Annotated in this window: 13 protein-coding genes; 10 read left to right on the top strand and 3 right to left on the bottom strand. The window is 50.3% G+C overall.

From position 1 onward, the window contains the following. The first annotated feature begins 423 nt into the window (after positions 1–423). The 5 genes from BZK40_RS18015 (at position 424) to BZK40_RS17995 (ending at position 7,343) form a co-directional block, all read left to right on the top strand. Complete coding sequence (locus BZK40_RS18015) at positions 424–2,055, top strand: sensor histidine kinase (RefSeq protein WP_079935050.1); 1,632 nt, start codon at positions 424–426, stop codon at positions 2,053–2,055. After that, positions 2,052–2,771 carry a two-component system response regulator DcuR gene (dcuR, locus tag BZK40_RS18010; RefSeq protein WP_008786975.1) on the top strand — a complete coding sequence of 240 codons (720 nt, stop codon included), beginning with the start codon at positions 2,052–2,054 and terminating at the stop codon, positions 2,769–2,771. The genes BZK40_RS18015 and dcuR overlap by 4 nt, the downstream gene beginning before the upstream one ends. 717 nt (positions 2,772–3,488) lie before the next feature. Continuing rightward, positions 3,489–4,829 (top strand): anaerobic C4-dicarboxylate transporter DcuB, encoded by a 1,341-nt coding sequence (gene dcuB, locus BZK40_RS18005; RefSeq protein ID WP_003031873.1) that lies wholly within the window; start codon positions 3,489–3,491, stop codon positions 4,827–4,829. Positions 4,830–4,925: 96 nt separating this feature from the next. After that, entirely contained in the window at positions 4,926–6,572 is a 1,647-nt protein-coding gene (gene fumA / locus BZK40_RS18000; protein ID WP_008786974.1) for a class I fumarate hydratase FumA, read from the top strand. 147 nt (positions 6,573–6,719) lie between these two features. Beyond that, on the top strand, positions 6,720–7,343 hold the full coding sequence (locus tag BZK40_RS17995; RefSeq protein WP_048215100.1) for a DUF2238 domain-containing protein: 624 nt from the start codon (positions 6,720–6,722) through the stop codon (positions 7,341–7,343). 20 nt (positions 7,344–7,363) lie between these two features. Here the strand turns inward: BZK40_RS17995 and BZK40_RS17990 are convergent, their stop codons facing one another. From BZK40_RS17990 to melA, 3 genes are all read right to left on the bottom strand, one after another. After that, positions 7,364–7,618 carry a SemiSWEET transporter gene (locus BZK40_RS17990; protein ID WP_032942140.1) on the bottom strand — a complete coding sequence of 85 codons (255 nt, stop codon included), beginning with the start codon at positions 7,616–7,618 and terminating at the stop codon, positions 7,364–7,366. 2 nt (positions 7,619–7,620) lie between these two features. Beyond that, positions 7,621–9,051: a melibiose:sodium transporter MelB gene (gene melB / locus BZK40_RS17985; RefSeq protein WP_079935049.1), complete on the bottom strand. Its 1,431-nt coding sequence runs from the start codon at positions 9,049–9,051 to the stop codon at positions 7,621–7,623. A 92-nt stretch (positions 9,052–9,143) separates the two neighbouring features. Next, complete coding sequence (gene melA / locus BZK40_RS17980) at positions 9,144–10,499, bottom strand: alpha-galactosidase (protein ID WP_008786970.1); 1,356 nt, start codon at positions 10,497–10,499, stop codon at positions 9,144–9,146. 269 nt (positions 10,500–10,768) lie between these two features. Between melA and melR the strand changes: the two genes are divergently transcribed. The 5 genes from melR to eptA all read left to right on the top strand — a co-directional run bounded on the left by melR (position 10,769) and on the right by eptA (position 18,531). Continuing rightward, on the top strand, positions 10,769–11,701 hold the full coding sequence (melR, locus tag BZK40_RS17975) for a transcriptional regulator MelR (RefSeq protein ID WP_003826756.1): 933 nt from the start codon (positions 10,769–10,771) through the stop codon (positions 11,699–11,701). Positions 11,702–11,938: 237 nt separating this feature from the next. Next, on the top strand, positions 11,939–14,206 hold the full coding sequence (gene adiA, locus BZK40_RS17970; protein ID WP_020996085.1) for an arginine decarboxylase: 2,268 nt from the start codon (positions 11,939–11,941) through the stop codon (positions 14,204–14,206). A 314-nt stretch (positions 14,207–14,520) separates the two neighbouring features. After that, positions 14,521–15,282 (top strand): AraC family transcriptional regulator, encoded by a 762-nt coding sequence (locus BZK40_RS17965; RefSeq protein WP_008786968.1) that lies wholly within the window; start codon positions 14,521–14,523, stop codon positions 15,280–15,282. Positions 15,283–15,409: 127 nt separating this feature from the next. Then, a complete protein-coding gene (adiC, locus tag BZK40_RS17960) occupies positions 15,410–16,747 on the top strand; it encodes an arginine/agmatine antiporter (RefSeq protein WP_003031853.1) in 1,338 nt (445 codons plus the stop codon). Between the two features lie 146 nt (positions 16,748–16,893). Next, on the top strand, positions 16,894–18,531 hold the full coding sequence (gene eptA / locus BZK40_RS17955) for a phosphoethanolamine transferase EptA (protein ID WP_079935048.1): 1,638 nt from the start codon (positions 16,894–16,896) through the stop codon (positions 18,529–18,531).

Below are 18,531 nucleotides of genomic sequence, written 5' to 3'. Positions count from 1 at the left end.
TGGCGTATATTACGCTTTCCTCTTTCAGAGTCAACCCTCATTTTCAGGTTTTTCTCTTCAACCGAACCGGCTGTTTGTGTGAAGTGATTCACATCCGCCGTGTCGATGGAGGCGCATTATAGGGAGTTTCCTGCGGCCCGCAACCCTTAAATGACAGAAAAATGACTGACTGCTGCATTCCACAGCAAAATCCCGCCTTATACCCATTTACACACAGAGTTATCCACAATCGTAAGGAAATTATCTGTAAGCGTCCCTAAAAAGGGAGAGAATCGGTATGAAAACCTCTATATAGAAAGAAATTCACTCTACGCTATATAAAGAAGAAGGACTGACAACTTAAGCGCCATAATCCCTACCACCTTTGAATTACGCACCCCATCAGGCAATAATACCCGCACAAACCGTGATTTCAGGACCGTGATGAGATACTCCCTGCAACGTACTGCTATACGTAAACGCCCAATGAAGCTTGGCACCACCGTGATCCTCATGGTTAGTGCAGTACTCTTCTCCGTGCTGCTTGTCGTTCATCTGATTTATTTCTCGCAGATCAGCAACATGACGCGCGATGCCTTAGCGAGTAAAGCGCTTGCGGTCGCGCGAACGCTAGCCAACTCTCCGGAGATCCGCCAGGGCCTAATGAAAAAGCCCGAGGAAAGCGGCATTCAGGCGATTGCCCAGGCGGTGAATAAGAGCAACGACTTTTTGTTTATCGTCGTCACTGATATGCAAAGCATTCGTTACTCCCATCCCGAAGCGCAGCGAATCGGTCAGCCATTTAAAGGTGATGACATATTGCTGGCCCTGCAAGGTAAAGAGAATGTCGCCATTAATCGCGGATTCCTGGCTAAAGCTCTACGTGTATTTACTCCTATCTATGACGAACATCATCGGCAGATTGGCGTGGTGTCGATCGGCCTTGAGCTAAGCCGGGTGACTGAGCAGATCAATAACAGCCGCGGCAGCATCTTTTGGTCCATCTTATTTGGTGTACTGGTTGGGCTACTCGGCACATGGGTATTTGTCAAAGTCCTCAAGCGCATTCTGTTTGGCCTGGAGCCTTATGAAATCTCCAATCTGTTCGAACAACGCCAGGCGATGCTGCACTCTATAAAGGAAGGTGTTATTGCCGTTGACGAGTGCGGTGAGGTGACGCTGATTAACCAGGCGGCGCAGGAGCTGCTGGATTATCACAAATCACAAGATGATGCCCAGCTCTCCACACTCAGCCATGCGTGGTCACAGGTGGTCGATTTTTCACAGGTACTACATGACGGAACGCCGCGCCGCGATGAAGAGATCATGGTGAAGGATCGGCTACTCTTAATTAACACGGTCCCGGTACTCAGCAACGGTAAAATCATCGGTGCCATTTCAACCTTCAGAGATAAGACTGAAGTCCGAAAACTAATGCAACGTCTGGATGGTATGGTCAACTATGCCGACGCACTTCGTGAACGATCCCACGAATTCATGAATAAATTGCACGTGATTCTGGGATTATTGCATCTGAAAAGTTATAAGCAGCTTGAAAATTACATCCTGAAGACCGCAAACAATTATCAGGAAGAAATTGGCTCACTGTTAGGAAAAATAAAATCACCGGTGATCGCAGGATTTTTACTCAGTAAGATTAATCGCACATCTGATTTAGGCCATAGTCTGGTCATTAGCAATGAAAGCCAGTTACCGGAAAATAGCAACGAAGATCAGGTGGCGGTACTGATTACCGTTCTGGGGAATCTGATTGAAAACGCCCTGGAGGCGCTAGGTCAAGAACCTGGTGGTGAGATCAGCGTATCCTTGCATTATCGACACGGCTGGTTGCATTGCGAAGTGAATGACGATGGTCCGGGGATTGCCCCCGAAAACATTGAGCATATCTTTGAGAAGGGCGTTTCGTCAAAAGGAACCGAACGGGGCGTTGGTTTAGCGCTTGTTAAACAACAGGTTGAAAACGTTGGCGGTAATATTTCCGTCGAGTCTGAACCAGGGATCTTCACCCAATTTTTTGTACAGTTACCGTGGAATGGTGAGAGGGCCAGCAGATGATCAATGTCTTAATTGTCGATGACGATGCAATGGTAGCGGAATTAAACCGCCGTTATGTCGCACAACTCTCCGGTTTTCACTGCTGCGGCACAGCCTCCACGCTGGAGAAAGCAAAAGAGATAATCTTTCATAGCGGTCATCATATCGATCTGATTTTGCTAGATATTTATATGCAAAAAGAAAACGGTCTGGACCTGCTACCGGTTCTGCACAGCGAAGGTTGCAAGTGTGATGTCATCGTCATCTCTTCCGCCGCTGATGCCACCACCATCAAAGATTCACTTCACTACGGTGTTGTTGACTACCTGATCAAACCTTTCCAGGCTTCCCGGTTTGAAGAGGCGCTCACCGGCTGGCTGCACAAGAAAAATGAGATGGACAAGCATCAGTATTATGAACAGTCTGAGCTTGACCAGCTGATTCACGGCAGCTCTTCCAATGAACAGGAAGCACGGCGCTTACCTAAAGGATTAACTCCACAAACGTTACGCACGCTGTGTCAGTGGATTGATGAGCACCAGGATCAGGAGTTCTCCACGGATGAGCTGGCCAACGAGGTCAATATCTCGCGCGTCTCTTGCCGTAAATACCTTATCTGGCTCGTCAATTGTCACATCTTATTTACCAGCATCCATTATGGCGTGACCGGCAGACCTGTTTATCGTTATCGCGTGCAGGCTGAACACTACTCATTGCTTAAACAATATTGCCAATAAATACACTTGGGATTATTTGTTATTTGAAAGTAACAATTATTAAAATAATGAAAAATCCCAATTTCACCAGCTGGCACTGTAAAATTATAAATTTGCGTTAGATCAAATATATTTGTATCCGGCATGTTAAATGTATTATTTTAATATTGACAACCATCACACTGTTTTTAATTTCAAAATCGCTAACAAAAGTTAATTAAGTATTATCTAACTCGCAGAGTGTGTATTTTTACCCATAAAGGATTAGTCTGAAATTAACCAGACATAAAAAATCTAGACTGGTAGCAATGGAGACCATGCTACGTACCATGGACACCGTACATTTTTGTGAGCAAATAAAAGTATCCGCACGCCGACCTCATCACATTATGAGATGGCGTGACCGTGATCACATAAATAATCTACTCACCCATTCTGTCGGTGGTTCACGTAATAGCGGAAAACGCAAAACAGATAAATTACAGCGTCAACCGCAGCTTTCCATGCCCAGCTCTGCTTCCCATCGCCTGAGGATTTTCTCCTCTGATCAAAGCCACAGAAAAAAGCTAAATATTTCCATAAATTTGAAAAAACATTCTAGCAAGACATTTGAACATTAATCGCAAATACGGACATATCGAATACTGACCATTTTTTGATGCTTATTCTGGCAAAAAAGAATGTGGCACAGATCCATTTTTCAAAAAATTGACTGGGTTTTTCGCGAGGGTAAATAAAATGTTATTTAGTATACAACTTCTCATAATATTAATATGTTTGTTTTATGGTGCCAGAAAGGGCGGTATCGCGCTGGGTTTATTAGGCGGTATCGGCCTGGTCATTCTGGTTTTCGTTTTCCATCTCCAGCCGGGTAAACCACCTGTAGATGTAATGCTGGTTATTATTGCCGTGGTGGCCGCATCGGCAACCTTGCAAGCCTCCGGCGGCCTTGACGTTATGCTGCAAATCGCTGAAAAGCTGCTGCGCCGTAACCCAAAATACGTTTCCATCGTCGCACCTTTCGTTACCTGCACCCTGACGATTCTCTGCGGTACAGGGCACGTGGTATACACCATCCTGCCAATCATTTATGACGTTGCCATTAAGAACAATATTCGCCCGGAACGTCCGATGGCGGCGAGTTCTATCGGTGCACAGATGGGGATTATCGCCAGCCCGGTTTCTGTAGCCGTTGTGTCACTGGTGGCAATGCTGGGTAACGTAACGTTTGAAGGCAAGCATCTCGAATTCCTCGACCTGCTCAGCATCACCATCCCGTCTACCCTGTTGGGTATCCTGGCGATCGGTATCTTCAGCTGGTTCCGTGGTAAGGATCTGGATAAAGATGAAGAGTTCCAGAAGTTCATTTCCGTACCTGAAAACCACAACTATGTGTATGGCGATACCGCCACGCTGTTAGACAAAAAGCTGCCGAAAAGCAACTGGCTGGCCATGTGGATCTTCCTGGCCGCTATCGCCGTTGTTGCCGTGCTTGGCGCGTTCTCTGAGCTGCGTCCTACCTTTAGCGGCAAACCGCTGTCAATGGTGCTGGTTATCCAGATGTTCATGCTGCTGACCGGTGCGCTGATTATTATCCTGACGAAGACCAATCCCGCTTCAATATCTAAAAACGAAGTCTTCCGTTCCGGTATGATCGCGATTGTGGCGGTGTACGGTATTGCCTGGATGGCCGAAACAATGTTCGGCGCGCACATGACAGAAATCGAAGGTGTGCTGGGCAATATGGTGAAAGAGTATCCGTGGGCCTATGCAATTGTTCTGCTGCTGGTATCCAAATTTGTAAACTCCCAGGCAGCGGCGCTGGCAGCGATTGTTCCGGTCGCGCTGGCAATCGGGGTTGATCCCGCGTACATCGTGGCTTCTGCTCCGGCATGTTACGGTTACTACATTCTGCCGACCTACCCGAGCGATCTGGCTGCAATCCAGTTTGACCGTTCCGGCACCACCCACATCGGCCGCTTCGTTATCAACCACAGCTTCATTCTGCCTGGCTTGATCGGCGTAAGCGTATCCTGTGTCTTTGGTTGGATCTTCGCCGCAATGTACGGTTTCCTGTAATCACAGTTCGCGTGCCGTCCACGTTGGTACGGCACGCCACCATGAAGACACAGAGAATTTTAAAATTCCTGAGAAAAATGAAAAGGCTGGAAGCAAATGTCAAAAGTTGAATTCACTTACCAGGCGGCTTTCCCACTGGGGGAAGACAAAACTGAGTACTACCTGCTGACATCCGATCACGTCAGCGTCGGCGAGTTTGAAGGCGAAACAATCCTGAAAGTAGCCCCTGAAGCACTTACGCTACTGGCCCAGCAAGCCTTCCACGATGCCTCCTTCATGCTCCGCCCAGAACACCAACAGCAAGTCGCCTCAATTCTCCATGATCCCGAAGCCAGCGAAAACGATAAGTACGTGGCGCTGCAGTTCCTGAGAAACTCCGAAATCGCCGCCAAGGGCGTGTTGCCAACCTGCCAGGACACCGGTACGGCAATCATCATGGGTAAAAAAGGTCAGCGTGTTTGGACCGGCGGCGGCGATGAAGCGGCGCTCTCCAAAGGCGTATTTAATACCTATATCGAAGATAACCTGCGCTACTCGCAAAACGCGGCGCTGGATATGTACAAAGAAGTGAATACCGGCACCAACCTGCCCGCACAGATCGATCTGTACAGCGTGGACGGTGACGAATACAAATTCCTGTGCGTGGCCAAAGGCGGCGGCTCAGCCAACAAAACCTATCTGTATCAGGAAACCAAAGCGCTGCTGACTCCCGGCAAACTGAAAAACTTCCTGGTTGAGAAAATGCGCACGCTGGGTACCGCAGCTTGCCCGCCGTATCACATCGCATTCGTTATTGGTGGTACGTCAGCGGAAAGCACCCTCAAAACGGTGAAGCTGGCCAGCACACACTACTATGACGCGCTACCGACTGAAGGTAATGCTCACGGCCAGGCGTTCCGCGATCTGCAACTGGAACAAGAACTGCTGGAAGAAGCGCAGAAACTCGGCCTTGGTGCTCAGTTCGGCGGGAAATACTTCGCACATGATATCCGCGTGATCCGCCTGCCTCGCCACGGCGCGTCCTGCCCGGTTGGTATGGGTGTTTCTTGCTCCGCAGACCGTAACATTAAGGCCAAGATCAACCGCGAAGGGATCTGGATTGAAAAACTGGAACATAACCCAGGTCAGTACATTCCGGAATCTCTGCGCCAGGCGGGCGAAGGCGAAGTGGTTAAAGTTGACCTTAACCGCCCAATGAAAGAGATCCTCGCCCAGCTCTCTCAGTACCCGGTTTCTACTCGTCTGTCACTGAGCGGTACTATCATTGTTGGTCGTGACATTGCCCACGCGAAGTTAAAAGAACGTATTGAGTCCGGCGAAGGTCTGCCGCAGTACGTGAAAGATCATCCGATCTACTACGCGGGTCCGGCCAAAACGCCTGCAGGCTACCCGTCCGGTTCTTTAGGTCCAACCACCGCGGGTCGTATGGACTCCTACGTTGACCTGTTGCAGTCTCACGGCGGCAGCATGATCATGCTGGCAAAAGGTAACCGTAGCCAGCAGGTGACTGACGCCTGCCACAAACACGGCGGCTTCTACTTGGGCAGCATCGGTGGACCAGCAGCGGTACTGGCGCAGCAGAGCATTAAGCATCTGGAATGCGTGGAATACCCGGAGCTGGGTATGGAAGCTATCTGGAAAATCGAAGTAGAAGATTTCCCGGCTTTCATTCTGGTCGATGACAAAGGCAACGATTTCTTCCAGCAAATCGTCAGCAAACAATGCGCTAACTGCGCGAAGTAACCCATTCGGCCCGGCACTGGACTGGCACTAAATTTTTGGCGTCAGTCCAGCGATCCCCCCGGGCCAACTTTATCCCCCCATTTACTGGTATTGAATTTTTGCCGTTCACAGGGAATAGTGACCTTTTCCATTACGTGTGAATTCGCAATGCTCCGCACTCTGAACCCCACAATCTTGCGCACCGGCGCATTGATCCTGGCGCTGATTCTTATCTACACCGGTATCTCTGCCTCTGAGAAAATCACCTGGCTGATGGAAGTCACGCCAGTCATTATTGTCGTCCCGCTGTTGCTGGCTACCATGAAGCAGTACCCATTGACGCAGCTGCTTTATACGTTGATTTTCTTGCACGCCATCATTCTGATGGTAGGCGGGATGTATACCTACGCCAAAGTCCCCGTCGGTTTTCAGGTTCAGGAATGGCTGGATCTCAGTCGAAACCCCTATGACAAGCTGGGCCACTTCTTCCAGGGGCTGGTACCAGCCCTGACGGCAAGAGAGATTTTAGTGCGCGGCAATATTGTCCGTGGTCGTAAGATGCTGGCATTTTTGGTCTGCTGCGTAGCACTGGCGATTAGCGCAATGTATGAACTCATCGAATGGTGGGCGGCGCTGGCAATGGGACAAGGTGCGGATGACTTCCTTGGCACGCAGGGTGACCCGTGGGATACCCAGTCGGACATGTTCTGCGCCCTGCTCGGTGCGTTAACAACGGTCCTCGCACTGGCGGGCTGGCACAATCGGCAGTTGAAAACGGCCGGAGAGCGCTAACGCTTCTCCAGCAATCTACATTACCTACTGCGATACTTGATAACCAGAATCGGCAAGGCGAACAACAGTGTCAGAAAGTTCGCCATGCTGACGGCAGTATCTTCAATCAATAATCCGTAAATCAGCCACAAAACCAGCCCGCACACAAACATCACATACATCAAACCGGAGATGCCTTGCGTGTTGCGGGTGGTAATAACCTTAATGGCTTGCGGTAAGAAAGAGAGCGTCGTCAGGCTGGCCGCCAAATACCCAATCAACGAATGCCATTCCATCGCTATGCCTTCACATCGCCTGGAGCCACTACCGCAATAGCCGGGATATCCGGTTGCTCATGGTGCTGCGGCACCTTGCGATACTTATCCAGTAAATGGATCTGGATCCTGCGCAGGGTGTCGCCATTCAGTCGATAAAAGCGGAAATACAGGACTAAGGTCACCACAAAAAAGAGTGCGGGTAGCGCTATCATAATAAACTGCATGCCAACGATGGTTTCGGCAGACTGCGCGACATTTGGCGCGTAATTAATCACTCCGAGTATCAACGCGATAAAGAAAGCGGCAAATGCTGACCCACCTTTTACCACCATTGTCTGCACCGAATAAGCGATACTTTCACAACGAACATTAAGTTTGTATTCGCCGTAATCAACGGTATCCGCCACCATAATGACCTGCAACACCCAGAAAAGCGCAGAACCAATATTCAGTAAAACACCCGCTATAACAATCAGTAAGATATTATGGAAATCTGCCAGCGCCATCACCAGTAGTACGCTACAGCTAAGCACCGGCAACACCGATGCCCCAGCCCACAAGATCCGTCGTGACAACGCGTTTACCAGCCGAGGAAAGAAAATCAGCGTCAACAGGTTTGCCGCACCTGCGTAAGACATGTAGTACGGGAAGAGACTTGCATCGCCAATGACGTAGGTAAAATAGTAAATGGCAAAGCCAGCAATGATATTGGATGCAATATTGTAAGCCAGTGCCATACCTAACAGGCAGGATAGCTGGTCATTTTTATAGATAAGCCCAACGATCGCTTTCAACCCAATACGGCTGCTGTCTGCCGTGGCCTCACTGCCTGACGAATAAACCTCATGCACATTCCGTAGCGTCACAACGGTGGAAATGATAAAGAACGCGATGAGAATTAGCGTAAACATCTGAAAACCAAAACCACGATCTGCTCCGCCAACATAGCTCACAAAAGGCAGCGTCACGCCTGCGGTAACAAACCCAGAAAGGCTGGCGAAGAAACGGGGGTACGGCACCAGTTGTTCACGCTCGCGTTTATCCAGCGTAATGGTTGGCACCAGTGACCAGAATGGAATATCCATAATGGTGTAGGTCATTCCCCATAATATATACGTCACGCAAACAAATACGACCTGCGCAGTACCCTCAAAAAGATGTGCGCTAAAAAGCAAAAACAGCACCAATGAGTTCGCCAGCGTACCGAGTAAAATCCAGGGTTTAAATTTTCCCCAGCGCGATCGGGTGGCGTTCACAATCCAGCCCATGATGGGATCGTTTACCGCATCCCAAATCCTTGCCGCCAGGAACAACGTTCCGACCAGCCCCACCGATAATCCCACCACGTCGGTGTAGTAATACATCAGGTACATGTACACAATACCGATGGCGAAATCCTTACCAAACGCTCCAAATCCATAACTGAGTTTTGTTGTCAGAGATATGCTCATAGGGTATCGGGTCGCTGTTACCAGCGCCCGCCTTCTGTAAGAGGAAACGTCAGAGGTTAAACGCCGGATACAATGCCCGGCGTGATTGTGTATTAACGGTGCAGCCAGGCCGGCAGCCAGTCGCCGTGAGACGCGATCAGGTCGTCCACCAGCGCATAAATCTCTTCAATCCCCAGTACCGCGGCGGTATGCGGATCCATCATTGCCGCGTGATAAACGCGATCGCGATTCTCCGTCAGGATGGCTTCCGTTAGCAGGGTCTGAACATTGATATTGGTTTGCATCATGGCCGCCAAATGTGACGGGAGAGTCCCGACTTTCGTTGGCTGAATACCATTTGCATCGACCAGACAAGCGACTTCAACGCAGCAGCCTTGCGGCAGGTTATCGATCAGATTGTCATTGCGAACGTTGCCATACACGACGCTCGGTTCACCGGTCCAGATAGCGTTCATGATAGTGCTGGCATATTCGCGCGACGGTTTAATGTCGATCCGCTCAGCCGTTTTGTACTCTTCCAGCTCTTTTTTCCAGTTCGCCAACTGTTCCACACAACGTTTCGGATATTCATCCAATGGCACCTTATAGCGCTCAATCAGATCTTCACGTCCCGGTTTGATAAACCACGGCGTATATTCAGCGAAGTGCTCCGACGATTCGGTGACGAAATACCCCAATTTTTTGAACATTTCATAACGCACAATGTTCTGGCAACGGGTATTTCCGTGAATATTTGGTTTCGGCGCCTGACCGGATTCATAGGCCGCCAGCAGCTCCGGGTAGAGATTCACATAGGCACCGTCCGCCGTTTTGCGCTCCAGCTCCAGATAAAACGCCATATGGTTGATCCCGGCACTGCGATAGCGCAAAGAAGCAGGGTCGATGTTCAGATCGCGGGCCAACTCCTCCGCCGTCCCCTGCACCGAATGACACAACCCAACCTGCTTAATATGCGGATAGCGCGCATACATTGCCCAGGTGTTCATTGCCATCGGGTTAACGTAGTTAAGCATTGTGGCCTGCGGACAAACTTCGGTCATATCCTCACAAATCTGCCATAAATGCGGGATGGTACGCAGCGCGCGCATGATGCCGCCCGGCCCCAGCGTGTCGGCAATCGTCTGCTCCAGGCCATGGCGTTTACACACCGTAAAATCGGTGACGGTACAAGGTTCATAGCCGCCGATCTGGAAAGCGACCACCACAAAATCAGCATCCTGTAATGCTGCTTTTTGATCGGTATAGCAGGTGATTCGTCCAGACGCGCCCGCAGAATCCATCAACTTGCGCACAACAACGTGTGATTCTTCCAGACGCGTAGGATCGAGATCCATCAAGGCGATATGCGCAGATTTAAGCGCATCGCGGTGAAAGACGTCCCCAAGAATATTTTTGACGAAAATCGTGGAACCGGCGCCGATAAAGGTAATTTTGGGTGCAGACATCATGACTCTCCAGAACATTAGTGAACACAGTCATGGTGGCACAGCGCATAGATGAAAACCTCCGACTTCCCTGCTGAGCATTCCCATAAACTCAGATCATCACTCTGCGCCCTATTGGATCTGAGTTTATGGGACAAAATCACCCAAAAAGCAGAGTATGCGGCCGCAAAATGTCGCTATGATCAATGGTAACGGTCCAATTTGTGTCCTGATTCTCAGCCTTAATACGTGTTAAATGACATGATTCTGATAATTCAGGAAATGGAGCAACCATGAGTACATTACCGACATCGCCTCTCCCTCCCGATCCGCACATGTGCAGTAGCGATGAAGAACAAACCCGCAGCCCGCTATCGCTGTACTCAGAATATCAACGGATGGATATCGAGTTGCGCTCACCGCATGCTATGCCTGCCAGCCACTGGCATGGGCAGGTGGAGATCAATGTTCCGTTTGATGGTGACGTCGAGTACCTTATCAACAACGAAGTCGTGCAGATAAAACAGGGACACATCACGCTATTCTGGGCCTGTACACCGCATCAGCTCACGCGTCCGGGTAGCTGCCAAAGTATGGCTATCTTCAATTTACCGATGCACCTTTTCCTCTCCTGGCCGCTGGATCGCGAGCTGATCAACCATGTTACCCATGGAATGGTCATCAAATCGCTGGCGTCGCAGCAGTTGAGCACCTTTGAGGTTCAGCGCTGGCAACAGGAACTGAGCAACCCGAACGAACAAATTCGCCAGCTCGCCATTGATGAAATTGGTCTGATGCTCAAACGGTTTAGCCTTTCCGGCTGGCAGCCTATCCTGGTCAATAAAACCTCGCGGACCCACAAAAACAGCGTGTCGCGGCACGCCCAGTTTTACGTCAGCCAAATGCTGAGCTTTATTGCCGACAACTACGATCAGGCGCTCACCATCAACGACGTCGCGGAACACGTGAAGCTCAACGCCAACTACGCGATGGGGATTTTCCAACGCGTAATGCAACTCACCCTGAAGCAGTACATCACGGCAATGCGGATCAATCACGTCCGCGCATTGCTTAGCGATACCGATAAAACCATTCTCGACGTTGCGTTGACCGCCGGATTCCGATCCAGCAGCCGTTTTTATGACACCTTCAGCAAGTTTGTCGGCATGTCGCCGCAGCAGTACCGCAAACTGAGCCAGCAGCATCGGCAAACAATCGCTGGTTAATATCATTCGGCAATATCAGTATCAGCCAAAAAAATATTCCCCCTGTCGATAAACGGCGGTGAAAAACCGCCAACAAGCAAACATAACCTACTGTTTAAAAACAAATTAAACACAAATCGGACTATTTTTTACCCGCTTTACAGCCCATTTTGACAGGATAATACTTGCCTGCGTCACATTCATACGGTGTGTCTGCAATTCATAGATTGCAACCTTTCCACAACCGGGTAAAAGATGATGAAAGTATTAATTGTTGAAAGTGAGTTTCTGCATCAGGACACCTGGGTCGGTAGCGCTGTCGAACGTCTGGCTGACGCATTAAGCCGCCAAAATGTTACCGTCATTAAGTCCACCTCATTCGACGATGGTTACGCAATCCTCGCCGCCAATGAAGCCATTGATTGTCTGATGTTCAGCTATCAAATGGAACAACAAGACGAGCACCTGAACGTCAGGCAATTGATCGGCAAGCTCCACGAGCGCCAGCAAAACGTACCTGTTTTCCTGCTGGGCGATCGCGAAAAAGCCACCGCATCGCTGGATCGCGACCTGCTGGAGCTTGTCGATGAATTCGCCTGGATTCTGGAAGATACCGCAGACTTTATCGCCGGTCGCGCCGTTGCGGCGATGACCCGCTACCGCCAACAACTTCTGCCACCGCTGTTCAGCGCGCTGATGAAGTACGGCGACATCCATGAATACTCCTGGGCAGCTCCGGGTCACCAGGGCGGCGTCGGATTCACCAAAACGCCGGCCGGTCGTTTCTACCATGATTACTATGGTGAAAACTTATTCCGTAGTGACATGGGTATTGAACGTGCATCGCTCGGCTCGCTGCTGGATCATACCGGCGCGTTTGGCGAGAGCGAAAAATATGCCGCCCGCGTGTTTGGCGCTGACCGCTCCTGGTCCGTAGTGGTCGGGACTTCCGGCTCTAACCGCACCATCATGCAGGCTTGTATGACCGATGATGACGTCGTGGTGCTGGATCGTAACTGCCATAAATCCATCGAGCAGGGGCTGATCCTCACCGGGGCAAAACCGGTGTACATGGTGCCGAGCCGCAACCGGTACGGCATTATCGGGCCTATCTACCCGCAGGAAATGCAGCCTGAAACATTGCAGAAAAAGATCAGCGAAAGCCCGCTGACCAAAGGTAAAGCCGGGCAAAAACCGTCTTACAGCGTTGTGACCAACTGTACCTACGACGGTGTTTGCTACAACGCCAAAGAGGCCCAGGACCTGCTCGCGCAAACCAGCGATCGCATCCACTTCGATGAGGCCTGGTACGGCTATGCTCGCTTCAACCCAATTTACGCCGATCACTACGCCATGCGTGGCGCGCCGGGCGATCATAACGGTCCTACCGTTTTTGCCACCCACTCGACCCACAAACTGCTGAATGCGCTTTCTCAGGCATCTTACATTCACGTTCGTGAAGGTCGTGGGGCCGTGAACTTCTCCCGCTTTAACCAGGCGTACATGATGCACGCCACTACCTCTCCGCTGTATGCCATCTGCGCCTCAAACGACGTGGCGGTTTCCATGATGGACGGTAACAGCGGCCTGTCGCTCACCCAGGAAGTGATCGACGAAGCGGTCGATTTCCGTCAGGCCATGGCGCGGTTGTACAAAGAATTCACCGCCGAAGGCGACTGGTTCTTCAAACCATGGAACAAAGAGATTGTGACCGATCCGCAGACCGGCAAAACCTATGACTTTGCCGATGCGCCAACCCAACTCCTGACCACCGACCAGAACTGCTGGGTAATGCGCCCCGGTGAATCCTGGCACGGATTTAAAGACCTGCCGGATAACTGGAGCATGCTGGACCCGATCAAAGTCAGCATTCTGGCACCGGGGATGGGCGACGATGGTGAACTGGAAGAGAACGGCGTACCGGCTGCACTGGTCACCGCCTGGCTTGGCCGTCACGGCATCGTGCCGACCCGTACCACCGATTTCCAGATTATGTTCCTGTTCTCCATGGGGATTACCCGCGGGAAATGGGGCACACTGATCAACACGTTGTGCTCTTTCAAACACCATTACGATGCCAATACCCCGCTGGCACAGGTAATGCCAGAACTGGTTGAGGAACATCCAGACACTTACGCCAACATGGGCATTCACGATCTGGGCGACACCATGTTCGCCTGGCTGAAAGAGAACAACCCTGGCGCACGTCTTAACGCGGCCTACTCCGGCCTGCCTGTTGCTGAAATCACCCCGCGTGAAGCTTATAACGCGATAGTCAGCGATAACGTTGAGATGGTGGCCATTGAAAATCTGCCGGGTCGTATAGCCGCGAATTCCGTTATTCCTTACCCACCAGGAATTCCGATGCTGCTGTCCGGGGAAAACTTTGGCGACGCCAATAGCCCGCAGATTAGTTATCTACGTTCGTTGCAGTCCTGGGACCACCACTTCCCTGGATTTGAACATGAAACCGAAGGAACGGAAATTATTGACGGTGTGTACCACGTTATGTGCGTGAAAGCATAATGTCGTTTTATAGATAGTCCGATGTTTAAGGTAGACATGTCATGCTTGAGTAATTCCTGAGTATTGCTGCAAAACAATAACATTGTCATACCTTTTTGCGCGGGACCACCCCGCGCTTTTTTTATACGCAAATAGCGCCTTTCCACTTGCGTACAAAAATGTGTACATAAGAAAAATCCCGCCAAACATTGTAATTAATTTCAGACACGTTATTTTATTGCAGTCCTGGTTTCATCATACAATTTCAATTTGGCCGATTTGGCTCATCTGATGTTGAGCTACGGTGTTTTATGTTCATATTCCTGGAGTTGGGTATGAGGCTTTGCAGCAAAGAAGCTTGTGTTGTTGTATTAACGGAGAAGGATGTTTGGTTAAGGATTAACGGTAAAGAAGCCATCAGTTTAAAAGCTAATCATATGGCGCTGGTGGCATGCGATAATAATATTATCGATTTCTCATCACTTAATAACGCATTGGTCGTACATATCAGCCGCGATATCATTAAAGATTATCTGCGCTTTTTAAATAAAGACCTTTCACAGATCCCACTCTGGCAACGCAGTGCCAGCCCAGTGATGACCGCCGCGTGTCTGACGCCGGATGTCTTCAGGGTGGCAGCCCAACACAGCGTAATGGACACAGTGAACGAAGCTGAAAGAGAGCGTACGCGCTCGCTACTGTTCACGGTGTTATCACGCTTTCTCGACAGCAAAAAGTTTATTTCTTTGCTCATGTATATGCTGCGCAACTGTATCAGCGATAGCGTTTATCACATTATTGAGAGCGATATACATAAAGACTGGAATTTAAGCATGGTTGCCAGTTGCTTATGCCTGAGTCCCAGTTTGTTAAAGAAAAAGCTCAAAAGTGAAAATACAAGTTACAGCCAAATAATTACCACATGTCGCATGCGATATGCCGTCAATCAATTACTGATGGACGGCAAAAACATTTCTCAGGTCTCTCAACTGTGTGGATATAACAGTACCTCATACTTTATCTCCGTATTCAAAGAGTTCTATGGGATGACGCCTCTGCATTATGTGAGTCAACATAGGGAGCCATCCGCCGCCTGATTTTTAATCAGTTAGCGATAAGCCATAATAATATCAGCATTAGCGATACCCCAGCTCCGTCATCATTAAATAGACTTTTGACGAGGTATGATAAGGCGTCATTTATCCTTATCAGGAGTTAAAAAATATGTCGACGGATGCTGATGCTCACAAAGTGGGCTTAATCCCCGTCACCCTTATGGTGTCGGGGAATATTATGGGTTCCGGTGTATTCCTGCTACCCGCAAACCTTGCGTCAACTGGCGGGATTGCAATCTACGGATGGTTGGTCACGATTATCGGTGCTCTGGCACTGTCGATGGTGTACGCCAAAATGTCGTCCTTAGACTCCAGTCCCGGTGGTTCTTATGCTTACGCCCGCCGCTGCTTCGGTCCTTTTTTGGGCTACCAGACCAACGTGCTGTACTGGCTGGCCTGCTGGATTGGTAACATCGCCATGGTGGTCATTGGCGTCGGTTACCTGAGCTACTTCTTCCCCATCTTAAAAGATCCGCTGGTCCTGACGCTGACCTGCGTCGTAGTGCTGTGGATCTTCGTATTACTGAACATTGTCGGACCGAAAATGATCACCCGCGTGCAGGCCGTCGCAACGGTACTGGCACTGGTGCCAATTGTCGGGATTGCCGTCTTCGGCTGGTTCTGGTTCCGCGGTGAAACCTATATGGCAGCCTGGAACGTCAGCGGCATGAACACCTTCGGCGCGATTCAAAGCACTCTGAACGTCACCTTGTGGTCATTTATCGGGGTGGAAAGCGCCTCCGTTGCGGCTGGCGTGGTTAAAAATCCCAAACGTAACGTACCTATCGCCACCATGGGCGGCGTGCTGATTGCCGCTGTTTGCTACGTGCTCTCCACCACCGCAATCATGGGTATGATCCCTAACGCGGCGCTGCGTGTATCAGCCTCTCCGTTCGGTGATGCCGCACGTATGGCGCTGGGTGACACCGCTGGGGCGATAGTTTCCTTCTGTGCTGCTGCCGGGTGTCTTGGTTCTCTGGGCGGCTGGACGCTGCTTGCCGGGCAAACCGCCAAAGCCGCAGCCGATGATGGCCTGTTCCCACCGATTTTTGCCCGCGTGAACAAAGCCGGTACGCCAGTGGCTGGGTTAATTATCGTCGGCATCCTGATGACCATCTTCCAGTTCAGCAGCATGTCGCCGAACGCAGCAAAAGAGTTTGGTCTGGTCTCTTCGGTCTCCGTTATCTTCACCCTGGTGCCGTATCTGTATACCTGCGCCGCGCTGCTGCTGCTCGGCCATGGTCACTTTGGTAAAGCACGCCCGATGTACTTACTGGTGACCTTTATCGCCTTTGTCTACTGCATCTGGGCGGTTGTCGGTTCCGGCGCCAAAGAAGTGATGTGGTCGTTCGTCACGCTGATGATCATCACCGCGCTGTACGCACTGAACTACAACCGGATCCATAAAAACCCGTATCCATTGGATGCACCAGTGAACAATAACTAACTTAAGCAATCGTCATTGCCCGATGGCGTCAGTTCATCGGGCCTACGCTGCCTCGCTGATATTCGAGAAATCAACATTAAGAACTTAAGGTTGGCTTAACTTTACTTTGAGAGGATTTGCGCCACATAGTCGATGGAACCCCCTTAATGTTAAAGCTCTTGTTTAAAAGGCCCACTCTCGGGCTAATCAGCTGGCTCCTGCTGATCTCATTTTATCTTGCGACCTTCCTGAACATTGCGTTCTATAAACAAGTGCTGCAAGACCTGCCTCTGGACTCTGTGCGTAACGTGCTGGTGTTTTTATCAATGCCGGTGGTCGCGTTCAGCGTCATGAACATCGTGCTGACGCTGGCCTCATTCCTGTGGCTTAATCGCCTGGTGGCTTGCATTTTCATTCTGGTTGGCGCATCGGCCCAATATTTCATCATGACTTACGGCATCATCATCGACCGCTCGATGATCGCCAATATGATGGACACTACGCCCGCCGAAACCTTTGCTTTGCTGACGCCGCAAATGCTCATCACGCTCGGGGTGAGCGGCATTCTGGCCGCGCTCATTGCCTGCTGGGTAAAAATTAAACCGATCACGCCAGTTATGCGCAGCATACTGTTTCGTGGCGCGAATATTCTGATCTCCGCGCTGCTGATCGTGCTGGTTGCTGCATTCTTCTATAAAGATTACGCCTCACTGTTTCGCAACAACAAAGAACTGGTGAAATCACTCAGTCCATCCAACAGCATTGTGGCGACGTCATCCTGGTATTCACACCAGCGACTGGCCCACCTGCCGCTGGTGCACATTGGCGAAGATGCCCATCGCAATCCGTTGATGGTGAAAGAAAAGCGTAAGAACCTGACGATTGTGGTTCTCGGCGAGACCTCGCGCGGCGATAACTTCTCGCTGTCAGGCTACTCGCGCCAGACCAACCCGCTGCTGGAAAAAGATGATGTTGTCTATTTCCCCCGCACCACATCCTGCGGAACGGCAACGGCAGTATCAGTACCCTGCATGTTCTCGGATATGCCACGCGCGCACTACGACGAAGAACTGGCACAGCATCAGGAAGGCGTACTCGACATCATTCAGCGGGCGGGAATTAACGTTCTGTGGAACGATAACGACGGCGGCTGCAAAGGAGCCTGTGATCGGGTTCCACACCAGAATATGACTAAGCTGAACCTGCCAGGGCAGTGTATTGACGGTGAATGCTACGATGAAGTCCTGTTCCACGGGCTGGAAGAGTACATTAATAACCTGCAAGGCGACGGGGTGATTGTGCTGCACACCATCGGCAGCCACGGTCCGACCTATTACAACCGCTATCCTGCGCAGTTTAAGAAATTTACGCCAACCTGCGATACCAACGAAATCCAGACCTGTTCGCAGCAACAGTTGGTCAATACTTACGACAACACCATTCTTTACGTTGACTATATTGTTGATAAAGCGATCAATATACTGAAAGAACACCAGGATAATTTCACCACCAGCCTGGTCTATCTTTCCGATCACGGCGAATCCTTAGGGGAAAATGGCGTCTATTTGCACGGCCTGCCGTATTCGATTGCACCAGATACGCAAAAACATGTGCCGATGCTGCTGTGGCTCTCCGAGGATTATCAACAACGCTATCAGGTCTCTCAGACATGTTTGCAAAAACGGGCAAGCTCAGAAGACTTCTCGCAGGATAATCTCTTCTCAACTCTGCTGGGATTAACGGGCGTGCAAACACAGAAATATCAGGCGGCAGATGATATTCTGCAACCCTGCCGGGGAGGCTAA

Origin of the sequence: Citrobacter portucalensis, assembly GCF_002042885.1 — a bacterium.
Lineage (GTDB): Bacteria > Pseudomonadota > Gammaproteobacteria > Enterobacterales > Enterobacteriaceae > Citrobacter > Citrobacter portucalensis.
Note: the sequence above shows the minus strand (reverse complement) of the source record. Positions and strands in the feature narration are given on the sequence as shown.